Consider the following 16,763-nt stretch of genomic DNA (forward strand, 5'->3'; position numbering starts at 1 on the left):
TGTTTCCCTCCTTTTTATGCTCTTTCTTTTACAACTAGGGTAATATGACTAGTTCTTTTTTTAATTTTAAATGCTCTACCTTGTGCGTGTGGTCTAAATCTTTTTAATGTTGAACCTTGACCAGTAAATGCATCAGCAACATATAATCTGTTTATATCTAAATTCAAATTATTTTCTGCATTTGCAACCGCTGATTTTAATACCTTACTTACAACATCCGCTGCATCCTTTGGAGTGTATTGTAATATAGCGAAAGCCTCATTTACATTTTTACCTCTTATTAAATCAAGAACAATGCCTATTTTCATTGAAGACATTCTTACATACTTGGCTATTGATCTAGCTTCCATTAATGATTACCTCCTTCCTAAAGCTATCTAAGTCCTGATGACTTTTCAGTGTTATCTCCGTGTCCTTTAAAAGTTCTTGTTAGAACAAATTCTCCTAATTTGTGTCCAACCATATCTTCGCTTACATATACTGGAACATGCTTTCTACCATCATGAACAGCTATAGTGTGACCTACCATTTGTGGGAAAATTGTTGAACTTCTTGACCAAGTCTTTATTACTTTCTTTTCACCACTTTTATTCATTTCATTAATTCTTTTTAAAAGCACTTCTTGCACAAAAGGTCCTTTTTTTACTGATCTACTCACCTTGTCGGCCTCCCTTCACATAACTTAATTGGAAATCAGAAGAGAATTCTATTCTCTTCTAATTACTTAGTTTTTCTACCTTTAACAATAAGTCTATCTGAATATTTCTTATTTTTTCTTGTTTTATAACCAAGTGCTGGTTTACCCCATGGAGTAAGAGGTCCTGGGTGTCCTACTGGAGACTTACCTTCACCACCACCATGTGGATGGTCATTAGGATTCATTACAGAACCTCTAACCGTTGGTCTAATTCCCATATGCCTTTTTCTTCCAGCTTTACCTATATTCACAATTTCATGTGTTAAGTTTGAAACTGTTCCTATAGTAGCTTTACATTCTATTCTTACATATCTCATCTCACCGCTTGGAAGTCTTAATGTTGCATATCCTCCCTCTTTAGCCATAAGTTGAGCACTAGCACCAGCTGATCTAACTAATTGAGCGCCTTTTCCTACTGATAATTCAACATTATGAACTATAGTACCTACTGGTATATTTTTAAGCGGTAATGAATTACCTATCTTTATATCTGATTCTTCACCTGATACAACCACATCTCCAACTTTTAGTCCAACTGGAGCAATTATGTATCTCTTCTCACCATCAACATAAGAAATAAGAGCAATAAATGCGGATCTATTAGGATCATATTCTATTGTTGCTACTTTTGCTGGTATATTATCCTTATTTCTTTTGAAATCAATTAATCTGTATTTTTGCTTAGCTCCTCCACCTATGTGGCGGACAGTTATTTTACCTTGAGCATTTCTTCCGCCTTTTCTTTTCTTTTCTACAAGAAGTGATTTTTCGGGTACATTTGTTGTTATTTCTTCAAATGTACATACTGTCATTTCTCTTCTTGAAGGGGAAGTGGGGTTAAATCCTTTAACTGCCATTTTCTTTTTCTCCTCCTTTTTTCGCTTATCTGGCCATCAGCCAATACTAGCTCTTATTAACTATTTCATTCCTTCAAAAAATTCAATTGACTTGCTTTCACCTGTAAGCTTTACAACGGCCTTTTTATAATCAGCTCTCTTACCAACGTGAACTCCAACTCTTTTTGTCTTTCCCAATATATTAGCTGTCTTTACATCTTCCACTTTAACTCCGAAGACTTCTTCTACAGCTTTTTTAATTTGGCTTTTGTTTGCGTGCACATCAACAACAAAGGTGTATTTTTTATCTGACATTTCAGCCATACTTTTTTCAGTTATTATTGGTTTTCTTATAATATCATGGCTAGTTAAATTCATTATGCATACACCTCCTCAATTTTTGACACAGCATCCTTAGTTATTATAAAATTATCATATTTTAAAATATCATAAACATTTAAGTTATTAGCTGGAATTACTGTAGTACCTTCAATGTTTCTAACTGATTTATAAACATTTTCGTTTGAATCAGCTACAACGATTAAAGCTTTTTTTGAATTAAATGCATTTAACATTTTTACTACTTCTTTTGTCTTTGGAACTTCAAATTCTAACTCTTCTAATACGATAATTTCATTTTCTGCTACTTTACTGCTCAATGCAGATTTCATAGCTACTCGTCTCATTGATTTCGGAACTGACATTCTGTAACTTCTTGGCTTTGGTGCGAAAACCACACCACCATGTATCCATTGTGGAGATCTGATTGATCCTTGTCTTGCTCTACCAGTTCCCTTTTGTCTCCAAGGTTTAATTCCACCTCCGGAAACCTCTGATCTAGTTTTAGCACTTTGATTTCCTTGTCTTTTATTCGCTAGTAATGCAACTACAACCTGATGTAATGCATCAGCATTTACTTCTGCCCCAAAAACTTCAGTTGACAATTCAATGTCTCCAACTTTTTTTCCTTCTTTATTAAACAATCCTACTGTAGGCATTCTGTATCCTCCTTTCCAATAAAGTTAGGCTTTAACAGAGTTTCTTATTACAATGAAACCCTTGTTTGGACCAGGCACTCCACCTTTAATTAATATTACGTTCTTCTCTGGAATTACCTTTGCCACCTCTAAATTTAATACTGTTGTATTAACATGACCCATGTGTCCTGGCATTTTTTTATTTTTAAAAGTTCTTGATGGATCTGATGAAGCTCCCATAGAACCTACTGCTCTATGAAATTTTGATCCATGACTCATTGGTCCTCTATGACCGTTCCATCTTCTTATTGTACCTTGGAATCCCTTACCTTTAGAAACTCCTGATACATCCACTTTTTCCCCTGCTGCAAAAGTATCAACTTTTATTTCAGTGCCCAATTCATAAGCACTTATATCTTCTAATCTAAATTCTTTTATGAATTTTTTTACAGATACACCAGCTTTATCAAAGTGCCCTTTTAGTGGTTTATTGATTAATTTTTCTCTTGTATCATAAAAGCCAACCTGTATTGCTTCATATCCATCATTTTCCGTTGTTTTTTTCTGTAAAACAACGCAAGGACCTGCTTCTATAACAGTTACAGGAACTATTTTACCTGCTTCATTAAATATTTGGGTCATACCAAGTTTTTTACCCAGTATAGCTTTTTTCATATCTAGCACCTCCTCGACACATCATTGGATCGCATTGCGATCATAACGGTCAAAACTAATTTATAAATTTTATAATTTTATTTCAATATCAACACCTGCTGGCAAATCTAATCTCATTAGAGCATCTACAGTCTTTGGTGATGGACTCAATATATCTATAAGTCTTTTATGTGTCCTGATTTCAAACTGTTCTCTTGAATCTTTGTATTTATGTGGAGCTCTTAATATTGTAACTACGTCTTTTTCTGTTGGTAAAGGTACTGGACCTGCTACCTTTGCTCCTGTTGATTTAGCAGTTTCAACTATTTTTTCGGCTGATTGATCAAGTATTGTATGATCAAAAGCTTTTAACCTAATTCTTATTTTTTGTTTTGCCATTTTATTTCCCTCCTTTTCATCGCACGCTCATCTTCTTACGTACAACAGCGGACGTTCTATAAACTGTTCCACGTGTTGCATATCTAATATATAAAGATACAACACATAAATAGGTCATAGCCTACCCGTCGCCCGGTTCAAGACCGTGACATGCTCAGTAAGAATTCCCCGTAAGTGCGGCTACCTCTTACCTCATCGCTGTTTTCACATAACAACTCTTATATTATACAACCAATTTTATATTTTAGCAAGCATTTTTTAATTTTAAACTTCAATTCATGCTCTGTTTAAATTTCAAATCGAAATATTTTTCAAAGTTGCCATATTATATTATTATCATATATTATTTTTAGATCATTATTTTATAAAACAAAAAGAGAAGAGCGTCCTCTTCTCTTTTTTAAATAAAGCTTTATTTATATATTTTCCATAACAAAATTTCAATTTATAATTACATACAAAAAATCAAATCAGACTATTTAACAATAGAAGTAACAACGCCAGAACCAACTGTTCTTCCGCCTTCTCTTATAGCAAATCTTAAATTATCAGTCATTGCTACTGGGCTAATTAATTCAACTGTCATATCTATATGGTCTCCTGGCATTACCATTTCCATTCCTTCTGGTAATTTTATTAATCCTGTTACATCTGTTGTTCTGAAATAAAATTGTGGTCTGTATCCATCAAAGAATGGTGTATGTCTTCCGCCTTCTTCTTTCTTTAATACATATACCTGACCTACAAATTTATTGTGCGGTGTTACTGATCCCGGTTTAGCTAATACCTGACCTCTTTCTATGTCTGTTCTCTGGATTCCTCTTAGTAATGCTCCAATATTATCTCCTGCCATTGCTTCATCTAGTAATTTTCTGAACATTTCTACTCCAGTTACTACTGTCTTTCCTGTCTCTTCTCTTATTCCTACGATTTCTACTTCGTCTCCTACATGTAGAATTCCGCTTTCTACTCTTCCTGTTGCAACTGTTCCTCTTCCTGTTATTGTGAATACATCTTCTACTGGCATTAGGAATGGCTTATCTGTTGCTCTTTCTGGTGTTGGTATATAGCTATCTACTGCTTCCATTAAGTCTAATATTGGCTTTGATGCTTCTGGATCTGTTGGATTCTCTAATGCTTTCAATGCACTTCCTACTATTATTGGAGTATCATCTCCTGGAAATCCATATTCGCTTAACAGTTCTCTTACTTCCATTTCTACTAATTCTATTAACTCTGGATCATCTACCATATCTGCTTTGTTTAGGAATACTACTATGTGCTGAACTCCAACTCTGCTTGCTAGTAGTATATGTTCTCTTGTCTGTGGCATTGGACCATCTGCCGCACTTACTACTAGGATTGCTCCATCCATTTGTGCTGCTCCTGTTATCATGTTCTTTACATAATCTGCATGTCCTGGACAATCAACGTGTGCATAATGTCTATTTGCTGTCTCATATTCTACGTGTGCTGTGTTGATTGTTATTCCTCTTTCTTTTTCTTCTGGTGCTTTATCTATTTCTGCATAGTTTGTTGCTGTTGCTCCACCTGTTTGTGCTAATACTGTTGTTATTGCTGCTGTTAATGTTGTCTTACCATGATCTACGTGACCTATTGTTCCTATGTTTACATGTGGTTTATTTCTCTCAAATTTTGCTTTTGCCATTTTTTATTCCTCCTTAAAAAAACAATTATTTTCTTTCTCCAATTATTTGTTCTTGAATACTCTTAGGTACTTCTTCATAGTGATCAAATACCATGCTATAAGTTCCTCTACCTTGTGTCCTTGATCTAAGAACAGTAGCATAACCAAACATCTCTGATAATGGAACAAATGCTCTTATAACTTGTGCACCAGCTTGAGCTTCCATTCCCTCAATTCTTCCTCTTCTTCCATTGACATCTCCCATTACATCTCCCATATACTCTTCTGGAACTACTACTTCAACTTTCATCATGGGCTCAAGTATTACAGGATCAGCCTTTGCCATTGCATTTTTGAATGCCATAGATCCAGCTATTTTAAATGCCATTTCATTTGAGTCAACATCGTGGTAAGAACCATCTACTACTTTAACTTTAAAGTTTATAGTCTTATATCCAGCTAAAACACCACTTTCTGATGCTTCTCTGATACCATCATCAATTGGCTGTATATATTCTTTAGGAATAGATCCACCAACTACGGCATTTTCAAATGTATATTCACCTTCAGCTGGTTCTATCTCAATCCAACAATGGCCGTATTGTCCACGACCACCGGACTGTCTAACAAATTTACCTTCTGCTTTAACTGCTTTTCTAACAGTTTCCTTATAGGCAACCTGTGGTTTACCTACATTACATTCAACTTTAAATTCCCTTGTAAGTCTATCAACTATAATTTCAAGATGTAGTTCGCCCATACCAGATATAATTGTTTGACCAGTTTCTTGATCTGTATGAGTTTTAAAAGTTGGATCTTCCTCTGCAAGCTTTGCCAAAGCTATACCCATTTTTTCTTGACCAGCTTTTGTCTTTGGTTCTATAGCTACATCAATAACTGTTTCTGGGAATACCATATTTTCCAATATTATTGGATTAGCCTCATCACATAGTGTATCTCCTGTAGTTGTAGATTTAAGACCAACAATAGCACCTAAATCTCCTGCTTCTAATTCTTCAACTTCTTCTCTATGATTGGAATGCATCTTAACAAGCCTTCCAATTCTTTCTTTTTTACCCTTTGTAGAATTTAACACATAAGATCCACTCTTCATTACTCCTGAGTATATTCTTGTAAATGCAAGCTTCCCTACAAATGGATCTGTAGCAATCTTAAATGCTAACGCTGACATGGGCTCATCATCACTAGTATGTCTTACATCCTCTTCACCCGTAATAGTTTCTCCCTTTATAGGTGGAATATCAAGTGGTGATGGCATGTAGTCAATAACAGCATCCAGCATCTGTTGAACACCTTTATTTTTATAAGAAGAACCACAAGTAACTGGTACAAATTTATTTGCTATAACACCTTTTCTAATTGCGGCCTTTATTTCTTCCTCAGTTATCTCTTCACCTTCAAGATATTTCATTGTTAAATCTTCATCTAATTCCGCAACTGCTTCTATCATTGAAGCTCTGTACTCTTCTGCTAAATCCTTCATATCCTCTGGAATTGCAGCTTCTTCCATTTCAGTACCTAATTCATCCTCATATATTATAGCTTCATTTTTTATAAGATCAACTATTCCTATGAAGTTATCTTCTTTACCTATAGGTAACTGTATTGGAACTGCATTTGCCTTAAGTCTATCTCTCATCATATTAACAGATCTAAAAAAATCAGCTCCTAATATATCCATTTTATTAATATAAGCCATTCTTGGTACTTTATATTTTTCTGCCTGTCTCCATACATTTTCTGATTGAGGTTCAACTCCACCCTTGGCATCATAGACAGCAACTGCTCCATCAAGAACTCTTAGGGATCTTTCAACTTCAACTGTAAAATCTACGTGTCCTGGTGTATCTATAATATTTATTTCATGCTCTTTCCAATAACATGTAGTTGCAGCTGAGGTTATTGTGATACCTCTTTCTTGTTCTTGAACCATCCAGTCCATTGTAGCTGCGCCCTCGTGAACTTCACCAATCTTGTGTGTTCTACCTGTATAAAACAATATACGTTCTGTAGTTGTTGTTTTACCAGCATCAATATGTGCCATTATTCCTATATTACGGAATTTTTCTAATGGATATTTTCTAGTCACTATTTTTCCTCCTCTCGATTATCGCAATATAAAATTTGACAAAACTGCTTTGGATATCCAAAACAGTTTTGCTATGTTATTACTAATATCTATAATGTGCAAATGCTTTATTAGCCTCTGCCATTTTATGAGTATCTTCTCTCTTCTTAACAGCAGCACCTGTATTATTTGAAGCATCCACAAGCTCTCCAGCAAGCTTATCCTTCATGTGTTTTTCGCCTCTTTTTCTTGCTGCATCAAGCATCCATCTAATTCCTAAAGTCTGTCTTCTCTCTGGTCTAACTTCTATAGGAACTTGATAAGTTGCTCCACCTATTCTTCTAGCCTTTACTTCAAGTAATGGCATTATATTATTCATTGCTGCTTCAAAAACTTCTATAGCCTCTTTTCCTGTTTTAGCTGCTATAATTTCAAAAGCACCGTAGCATACTTTTTGTGCTACTCCCTTTTTACCATCTTCCATTATATTGTTTATAAGCTTAGTAACAACCTTACTATTATATACTGGATCTGGTAGTACATCTCTTTTTGCTATATGTCCTTTTCTTGGCACTTTTCTTCCCTCCTTAATAAATAATTTTAAGTTCATAGGTACTCGACATTTCCTGTCGTAAAGTGCTTTGTACTTCTGCAAAATTTTATAATATACTCATAGTGTTTCTATCCATGAGGGTAAGTAAGTATTTAAATAAAAATTTAAAATAATCTTACAATATATATAAAAGCTGAAGACACAGCACTAAGTAAATAAACTATTTTTGTTTTGGTTTCTTAGCACCATATTTCGATCTAGATTGCATTCTGTTGGCAACACCAGCGGCATCTAATGTACCTCTGACAATATGGTATCTAACACCTGGTAAATCCTTAACTCTTCCACCTCTTATAAGAACAACACTATGTTCTTGTAAATTGTGGCCTACACCTGGTATATAAGCAGTAACTTCATATCCATTAGTAAGTCTAACTCTGGCAATTTTTCTCAAAGCTGAGTTAGGCTTCTTTGGAGTTGTTGTTTTAACTACAGTACATACTCCTCTTTTTTGTGGACATTCTTTTAATGCTGGCGCAGTTGATTTAACAATAGTTGTCTTTCTACCTTTTCTTACCAATTGGTTAATGGTTGGCATACTTACACCTCCTTTAAAATCTACTATCAATATATTAATTTAGATAATAGCAACTCTCTTTACTCCAGAATTAAAGCACTTGCTGCTCCCACATCTATTCCGCAAAGCTTCCCTAATTCTTTCATAGTTTCAATGTAAACAATCTCTAAGGAATGCTCCATGGATAACTCCTCAACAGTATTAATTAATTTATTGTCAGCATCTTTTGCAATATAAACAACTCTACCTTCTCCACTTTTTATGGCTTTAATAGTTTGTTTTATACCAACAACTTTTTTCCCGCTAAGTCTGTTTACCATAAAATACCCTCCTTATGATAAATTACTGTAAGATTTCAATTAAAATCACACAAACTGTATTTTATCATTTTAAACTTTTCATGTCAACAAATCATTTGTTAAGTTAACTTTCTTTAACTAAAATTTCATTATCTTCTCGTTTTTCATCTTCTATACTTATATTTTTGTACCTTGCCATACCTGTACCAGCTGGTATAAGTTTACCAATAATAACATTTTCCTTAAGACCTACTAGTGGATCAATTTTACCTTTAATTGCCGCATCTGTAAGGACCCTAGTGGTTTCTTGGAAAGATGCTGCTGATAAGAATGAATCTGTTGCAAGAGCTGCTTTTGTTATTCCAAGTAAAGCAATTCTTCCTTTTGCTGGTTCGCCACCGTTAGCTTCTATACTATCATTAGCTTCATTAAAGTCAAAAATATCAATCATTGTACCTGGCAACAATTCTGTGTCTCCTGAATCCTCAACTTTAACTTTTCTAGTCATTTGTCTTACTACAACTTCAAGATGTTTATCATTTATATCAACACCCTGTAATCTATAAACTTTTTGAACCTCCGACAGGAGATAATTTTTAACAGCATTAACACCTTTTATTCTTAATATATCATGTGGATTTATAGAACCCTCTGTAATTTCATCTCCAGCATTTATAATATCTCCATTTCGAACCTTAAGACTTGATCCAAAAGGTATATCATAACTAACTTCCTCACCAGCATCAGTGACAATATATATTATCCTCTTTTTCTTAGTATCTTCAAGTCTGACGGTTCCCGAAACTTCACTTACTATTGCAAGACCCTTTGGTTTTCTTGCTTCAAAAAGTTCTTCAACTCTAGGAAGACCTTGAGTTATATCTGCTCCTGCAACTCCTCCTGTATGGAATGTTCTCATGGTTAATTGTGTTCCCGGTTCACCAATTGACTGGGCTGCTATAATTCCAACGGCTTCACCAATACCTATTTGCTGAGCAGTAGCCATATCCATACCATAACATTTAGCGCATACACCATATTTACAATCACATGTAAATACAGATCTTATTTTTACTTTTTTAACCCCAGCATTTTCTACTTTCTCAGCTAGGTGAATATCCATGTAGGTATCTCTATGGACAATTATATCTTTTGTCTTAGGATTTATAATATCTTCAGCATTATATCTACCTGTAAGTCTTTCTTTTAAAGGTTCTATAACTTCATTTCCCTCTTTTATTTCAGATACTTCAAACCCTTCTTCAGCACCACAATCATCAACTTTTACAATAACATCTTGTGATACATCTACAAGTCTTCTTGTAAGATATCCTGAATCCGCTGTCTTAAGTGCTGTATCTGCATTACCTTTTCTTGCTCCATGAGTTGATATAAAGTACTCAAGCACATCAAGGCCCTCTCTAAAAGATGCTTTAATAGGCATTTCCAAAATCTTACCAGATGGATTAGCCATAAGTCCTCTCATACCAGCAAGCTGCTTAATCTGACTCTTAGAACCTCTGGCTCCTGAATCAGCCATCATAAATATAGGATTAAATCTATCCAAGTTATTCATAAGAGCATCTGCAACTTCCTCAGTTGTTTTAGTCCAAACATCTATTACTCTTTCATATCTCTCATTTTCAGAAATATATCCTCTTCTATACAATTTTTCTATTTTATCAACAGACGTTTGTGCTTCATTAAGTAAAGTTTTCTTTTCTGGAGGAACCGTCATATCAGATGTAGAAACTGTTATAGCTCCTATAGATGAATAGTGGTATCCCTTAGCTTTAATCTTATCTAACATAATTGATGTTTTAGTTGGCCCGTGCTTTAAATAACATTTATCTATAATCTTACCTAAATTCTTTTTACCAACTAAGAAATCAACTTCTAGTTTAAATTCATTTTCAGGAACACTTCTATCAATAAATCCTAGATCTTGAGGTATGGACTCATTAAATAAAAGTTTTCCAGGTGTAGTATCTATTATTTTATATACTTTTTCCCCATCAATAACCTTAAACAATTTAACTTTTACTTTAGCATGAACATCAACTTCTCCTAATTGATATGCCATAATAACTTCTTCTGGCGAAGAAAATGAATTTCCTTCACCTTTAACATTATCTTTATCAATGGTCAAATAATAAGATCCCAATACCATATCCTGTGTTGGAACACATACAGGCTTACCATCTGATGGTTTTAATATATTATGAGCAGCTAACATTAAAAATCTTGCTTCTGCTTGCGCTTCCACTGATAAAGGAACATGGACCGCCATCTGATCACCATCAAAATCTGCATTATATGCTGTACAAGCAAGTGGATGTAATTTTATTGCTCTTCCCTCAACTAATATAGGTTGGAAAGCTTGAATTCCTAGTCTATGAAGAGTAGGTGCACGATTTAACAATACAGGATGATCTGAAATTACTTCTTCAAGTACATCCCAAACCTGAGGTTGAACTCTTTCAACCATTCTCTTTGCACTTTTTATATTATGGGCAACTCCACTTTCAACCAACTTCTTCATTACAAAAGGCTTAAATAATTCTAATGCCATTTCCTTTGGAAGTCCGCATTGATACATTTTTAATTCCGGTCCAACAACTATAACTGAACGGCCTGAATAGTCAACACGTTTTCCAAGAAGATTTTGTCTAAATCTTCCTTGTTTACCCTTAAGCATATCTGAAAGAGATTTTAGAGGCCTATTTCCCGGTCCTGTTACCGGCCTTCCTCTTCTTCCATTATCAATAAGAGCATCTACAGCCTCTTGCAACATTCTTTTTTCATTTCTTACAATTATATCTGGAGCTCCCAAATCTAAAAGTTTTTTAAGTCTATTATTTCTATTAATGACTCTTCTATAAAGGTCATTTAAGTCAGAAGTAGCAAATCTTCCACCATCAAGTTGAACCATAGGTCTTAAATCTGGTGGAATAACTGGTATTACATCAATAATCATCCAGTCAGGTTTGTTACTTGATTTTCTAAAAGATTCTACAACTTCTAATCTTCTTATTATTCTTATTCTCTTCTGTCCTGTACTTGTTTTTAAATCATCTTTTAGTTCAACAGACAGCTGCTCTAATCCTATTTCTTCAAGTAATCTTTTAATTGATTCAGCTCCCATTCCAGCATCGAAGCTATCTTCACCATACTTATCAATAGCTTCTCTATATTCTTTTTCGTTCAAAAGCTGTTTCTTTAATAAAGCTGTTTCTTTTGGATCTAGAACAACATAGGATGCAAAGTACAGTATTTTTTCTAAAGCTCTAGGAGACATATCTAGTATCAATCCCATACGAGATGGTATTCCTTTAAAATACCATATATGAGATACTGGGGCAGCAAGCTCTATATGACCCATTCTTTCACGCCTAACTTTAGCCTTAGTTACTTCTACACCACATCTATCACATACTATACCTTTATACCTAACTCTTTTATATTTACCACAATGACATTCCCAATCCTTCATAGGTCCAAATATTCTTTCACAGAATAATCCATCCTTTTCAGGTTTTAAAGTCCTATAATTTATAGTTTCTGGTTTTTTCACTTCACCTCTAGACCATTCTCTTATCTTTTCTGGTGAAGCTAATCCTATTTGTAAAGCATCAAAATTATTTAATTCCAAGGGTACATCCTCCCTTCATAATTAGTGTTCATCATTGAAATCTTCAAGTTCTAATCCGTCTTGAAGATCATCTAAAGGCAAATCATCATAATCTAGGTCAATATCATCATCTGAGTCTTGGTTATCAGATTCAATATAATCATCTGGCGGAGTTGGAGGAACACTATCTTCATTTCCTTCAATGTTCACATCTAAATCTTCCAAGCCTTCTTCCATTGTTTCTTTCAATTTTACTTCTTGATTATCTCCTGCAAGAACTTTCACATCCAAACATAAAGCTTGAAGTTCTTTTATAAGAACCTTAAATGACTCTGGAACACCTGGTTCTGGTATGTTCTCACCTTTAACTATAGATTCGTATGTCTTAACTCTACCCACAACATCATCAGACTTAAAGGTTAATATTTCCTGTAAAGTATGAGCTGCACCGTATGCCTCAAGTGCCCAAACCTCCATTTCACCAAACCTCTGGCCACCAAACTGTGCTTTACCACCTAAAGGTTGTTGTGTAACTAGAGAATAGGGACCCGTTGATCTAGCATGTATTTTATCATCAACCAAATGTGCTAGTTTCAGTATATACATATATCCAACTGTAACCCTACTGTCAAATGCTTCTCCAGTTCTTCCATCGTATAGTACAGTCTTTCCATCTTCGTCATATCCTGCCTTTTGTAAACATTTAACTATTTCTGGTTCTGTAGCACCATCAAATACAGGCGTTGCAATATGCCATCCAAGATTAGCTGCTGCCCATCCCAAATGGACTTCCAAAACCTGCCCTATATTCATACGAGAAGGAACACCCAACGGATTCAAGCATATTTGAAGAGGTCTACCATCTGGTAAAAATGGCATATCTTCTTCTGGTAAAACTCTTGAAATAACACCTTTATTACCATGCCTTCCTGCCATCTTATCACCAACAGATATTTTTCTCTTCTGGGCTATATAACATCTTACTAATTCATTAACCCCAGGAGGTAATTCGTCTCCATTTTCTCTTGTGAAAACTTTTATATCCACAATTATTCCAGCTTCTCCATGAGGAACCCTAAGAGATGTATCTCTTACTTCTCTTGCTTTTTCCCCAAATATAGCTCTTAGAAGCCTTTCTTCTGCTGTTAATTCAGTTTCACCTTTAGGTGTAACTTTTCCCACTAATATGTCTCCTGAACGTACTTCTGCACCTATTCTTATAATTCCTCTCTCATCTATATCCTTAAGAGCGTCATCACCTACGTTAGGTATATCTCTAGTAATTTCCTCAGGTCCAAGCTTAGTATCTCTAGCTTCCGCTTCATATTCTTCTATATGGATTGATGTAAATACATCTTCTCTAACAAGTTCTTCAGATATAAGCATAGCATCTTCATAATTATATCCTTCCCAAGTTATAAAGCCCATGCGAATATTTTTACCTAATGCTATTTCTCCCAAGTCAGTAGATGGCCCATCTGATAGAACAGTGCCAACATCTACCTTTTCTCCTTTTGATACTATAGGCCTTTGATTTATACATGTTCCTTGGTTAGATCTTTTAAACTTCAATAATCTGTAAGAATCAATAGAGCCATTATCATCTCTCTTCACTCTTACTTCATTAGCACTTACATAATCAATTATACCTGCGTGCTTTGCTTTAGGAAGAACTCCTGAATCAACAGCAGCCTTAAACTCTATACCTGTTCCTACAATAGGAGCCTGAGGCTTTAATAAAGGCACTGCCTGACGCTGCATGTTTGAACCCATAAGTGCACGACTGGCATCATCATTTTCAAGAAACGGTATCATAGCTGTAGCTACTGATACTATCTGCCTTGAAGATACATCCATTAGGTCAACCTCTGTATTTGATACAACTAATACATCATCTCTGGTTCTAACAGTTATTTTACTATCTATAAAATTTCCTGCTTCATCTAAAGGTTCATTTGCCTGTGCAATTAAGAATTGATCTTCTTCGTCTGCCGTAAAATATCTTATTTCATTTAAAACCTTACCATTTTTTTTATCAACAATTCTATATGGACTTTCTATAAATCCATAATCATTAACCTTAGCATAAGTAGCTAAAGAGTTTATAAGTCCTATGTTAGGACCTTCTGGTGTTTCTATAGGACACATTCTTCCATAATGGGAATGATGAACGTCTCTAACTTCAAATCCAGCTCTTTCTCTTGAAAGTCCACCTGGACCTAACGCCGACAATCTTCTCTTGTGTGTAAGCTCTGATAGTGGATTTGTTTGATCCATAAATTGTGAAAGTTGTGAACTACCAAAGAATTCTTTAATAGCTGCTGCCACTGGTCTTATATTGATAAGTGCCTGAGGCGTTATTACTTCTTGATCCTGAATAGTCATTCTTTCCTTGACCACTCTCTCCATTCTTGATAGCCCTATTCTAAATTGATTCTGCAATAATTCGCCAACAGATCTAAGTCTTCTGTTACCTAAATGGTCAATATCATCTACATTGCCCACACCATAAGCTAGCCCTAGCTCATAACTTACTGTTGCGTATATATCATCTTTCACAATATGTTTTGGCACCAATCTGTGAATATTCTTTTTAAGCTGCTCTTTTATTGAGTCCTCTTCAGTATAATTTTGCAATATCTCATTTAATATTGGATAATGTACTAACTCTTTTATATTCAGATCACTAATATCAAATTTAATAAAATGTTTGATATTTACAAAATGATTTCCTATAACTCTAATTACTTTATCATCAATTATAATATCCACTTTATTAATTCCAGAGTCTTGAATTTCAATAGCCTTTTCCCTATCAATTCTCTCACCTTTTTGGACAACTATCTCTCCAGTTTCATCATTAACTATATCCTCAGCAGCTATCTTATTGGCAATTCTAAGACTTATGGCTAATTTTTTATTAAATTTATATCTTCCAACTCTAGATAAATCATATCTCTTAGGATCAAAAAACAAAGAGTCTATAAGTGAAACTGCACTATCTACAGTAGGAGGTTCACCAGGCCTTAATCTTTTATATATTTCTAACAATGCCTCTTCTTTAGTTTTTGTATTATCCTTCTCAATTGTGGCCTTTAATCTCTCTTCTTCACCAAAATACTCTACAATATCAGCATCTGATCCATAACCCATGGCTCTCGCCAATATAGTAATTGGTAATTTTCTAGTCTTATCTATCCTTACATAGATAACACTATTACTATCAGTTTCGTATTCTAGCCAAGCTCCTCTATTTGGAATAACTGTAGATGAAAATAATTTTTTACCAGTTTTATCTACCAAGAAATCATAATAAACACCTGGCGACCTTACCAATTGACTTACTATAACTCTTTCAGCACCGTTAATTACAAAAGTTCCCTGTTCTGTCATTAAAGGAAAGTCTCCCATAAAAACTTCCTGTTCTTTAACTTCACCAGTCTCCTTATTAAGCAATCTAACCTTTACCTTTAAAGGTGCTGCATATGTAGTATCTCTTTCCTTACATTCCTCCACAGAATACTTGATGTTTTCCATATCAAGTTTGTAGCCTACAAACTCTAGAACAAGATTGCCTGTATAATCTTGAATTGGATTAATGTCATCAAATATTTCCTGAAGTCCTTCTTTAAGAAACCACTCATATGAATCTAATTGTATTTCTATGAGATTAGGCATCTTTCCAATTTCATGTTGCTTAGAAAAACTCATTCTTGTTCTTTTACCCACTTGCACAGGATGTACCATTAGCTTTCACCCCTTGTATAAACTAAAATAACCAAAAACGCACTTCACCTATGGAATTACATTTCTGGGTTAATCACCTTACTATTTGGTTATTATAACCATAAAACTAACATTAATTCATATAATACGTAATTTTGTTAAACAAAATCTAAATATTTCGTTGCATTTCCATATGATATCATAAAACATATTATATGTCAATCCAATTAAAAAATTAAAATTATATGCTGTTTTATTATTCTTAAAAAAAAATGGCACTCTTTGGAGTGCCATTTTAGAAACTGACTACTTTAATTCTACTTTTGCGCCTGTTTCTTCAATTTTAGCTTTAATTGCTTCAGCTTCTTCTTTAGCTACAGCTTCTTTAATAGTTTTTGGAGCTCCGTCAACTATTTCTTTAGCATCTTTTAATCCTAATCCAGTTATTTCTCTAACTACTTTAATAACTTTGATTTTGTTAGCACCAGTTTCTGTTAAAACTATATCAAATTCTGATTTTTCTTCAGCTGTAGCACCAGCTGCAGCACCAGCACCAGCTGCAGCTACAGGAGCAGCAGCACTAACACCAAATTCTTCTTCACAAGATTTTACTAATTCATTTAACTCTAAAACAGTCATACCTTTTATAGCTTCAATTATTTCTTCTTTTGACATTT

At 34.4% G+C, this 16,763-nt stretch carries 15 protein-coding genes; all 15 read right to left on the reverse strand.

All coding sequences use genetic code 11. The features are described from left to right. Window positions 1-14: 14 nt before the first annotated feature. Entirely contained in the window at window positions 15-350 is a 336-nt protein-coding gene (rplV, locus tag CLOPA_RS21270) for a 50S ribosomal protein L22 (protein WP_015617487.1), read from the reverse strand. Between the two features lie 23 nt (window positions 351-373). After that, window positions 374-658, reverse strand: a complete 285-nt coding sequence (rpsS, locus tag CLOPA_RS21275; protein ID WP_015617488.1) for a 30S ribosomal protein S19 — start codon at window positions 656-658, stop codon at window positions 374-376. A gap of 62 nt (window positions 659-720) precedes the next feature. Further along, on the reverse strand, window positions 721-1,554 hold the full coding sequence (rplB, locus tag CLOPA_RS21280; RefSeq protein WP_015617489.1) for a 50S ribosomal protein L2: 834 nt from the start codon (window positions 1,552-1,554) through the stop codon (window positions 721-723). Window positions 1,555-1,614: 60 nt separating this feature from the next. Continuing rightward, window positions 1,615-1,911: a 50S ribosomal protein L23 gene (rplW, locus tag CLOPA_RS21285; protein WP_015617490.1), complete on the reverse strand. Its 297-nt coding sequence runs from the start codon at window positions 1,909-1,911 to the stop codon at window positions 1,615-1,617. Next, window positions 1,911-2,531 carry a 50S ribosomal protein L4 gene (gene rplD / locus CLOPA_RS21290; protein WP_015617491.1) on the reverse strand — a complete coding sequence of 207 codons (621 nt, stop codon included), beginning with the start codon at window positions 2,529-2,531 and terminating at the stop codon, window positions 1,911-1,913. The genes rplW and rplD overlap by 1 nt, the downstream gene beginning before the upstream one ends. Window positions 2,532-2,555: 24 nt before the next feature. Beyond that, a complete protein-coding gene (rplC, locus tag CLOPA_RS21295; protein WP_015617492.1) occupies window positions 2,556-3,185 on the reverse strand; it encodes a 50S ribosomal protein L3 in 630 nt (209 codons plus the stop codon). Window positions 3,186-3,254: 69 nt separating this feature from the next. Then, a complete protein-coding gene (gene rpsJ, locus CLOPA_RS21300; protein ID WP_015617493.1) occupies window positions 3,255-3,563 on the reverse strand; it encodes a 30S ribosomal protein S10 in 309 nt (102 codons plus the stop codon). Between the two features lie 475 nt (window positions 3,564-4,038). Then, the gene (gene tuf, locus CLOPA_RS21305) at window positions 4,039-5,232 is read right to left on the reverse strand and encodes an elongation factor Tu (protein WP_015617494.1); all 1,194 of its coding nucleotides are present in this window, start codon (window positions 5,230-5,232) and stop codon (window positions 4,039-4,041) included. Between the two features lie 25 nt (window positions 5,233-5,257). After that, window positions 5,258-7,321 carry an elongation factor G gene (gene fusA, locus CLOPA_RS21310; RefSeq protein WP_015617495.1) on the reverse strand — a complete coding sequence of 688 codons (2,064 nt, stop codon included), beginning with the start codon at window positions 7,319-7,321 and terminating at the stop codon, window positions 5,258-5,260. 82 nt (window positions 7,322-7,403) lie between these two features. Further along, window positions 7,404-7,874, reverse strand: coding sequence for a 30S ribosomal protein S7 (gene rpsG / locus CLOPA_RS21315; protein ID WP_015617496.1), 471 nt, complete (start codon window positions 7,872-7,874; stop codon window positions 7,404-7,406). A 199-nt stretch (window positions 7,875-8,073) separates the two neighbouring features. After that, window positions 8,074-8,451 (reverse strand): 30S ribosomal protein S12, encoded by a 378-nt coding sequence (gene rpsL / locus CLOPA_RS21320; protein ID WP_015617497.1) that lies wholly within the window; start codon window positions 8,449-8,451, stop codon window positions 8,074-8,076. A gap of 59 nt (window positions 8,452-8,510) precedes the next feature. Beyond that, entirely contained in the window at window positions 8,511-8,750 is a 240-nt protein-coding gene (locus CLOPA_RS21325; RefSeq protein ID WP_015617498.1) for a ribosomal L7Ae/L30e/S12e/Gadd45 family protein, read from the reverse strand. A 103-nt stretch (window positions 8,751-8,853) separates the two neighbouring features. Next, complete coding sequence (rpoC, locus tag CLOPA_RS21330; protein ID WP_015617499.1) at window positions 8,854-12,381, reverse strand: DNA-directed RNA polymerase subunit beta'; 3,528 nt, start codon at window positions 12,379-12,381, stop codon at window positions 8,854-8,856. Window positions 12,382-12,402: 21 nt separating this feature from the next. Further along, window positions 12,403-16,107: a DNA-directed RNA polymerase subunit beta gene (gene rpoB, locus CLOPA_RS21335; protein WP_015617500.1), complete on the reverse strand. Its 3,705-nt coding sequence runs from the start codon at window positions 16,105-16,107 to the stop codon at window positions 12,403-12,405. 285 nt (window positions 16,108-16,392) lie between these two features. Next, window positions 16,393-16,761: a 50S ribosomal protein L7/L12 gene (rplL, locus tag CLOPA_RS21340; protein WP_015617501.1), complete on the reverse strand. Its 369-nt coding sequence runs from the start codon at window positions 16,759-16,761 to the stop codon at window positions 16,393-16,395. Window positions 16,762-16,763: the final 2 nt, after the last annotated feature.

It is taken from the genome of Clostridium pasteurianum BC1, assembly GCF_000389635.1.
GTDB lineage: Bacteria > Bacillota > Clostridia > Clostridiales > Clostridiaceae > Clostridium_I > Clostridium_I pasteurianum_A.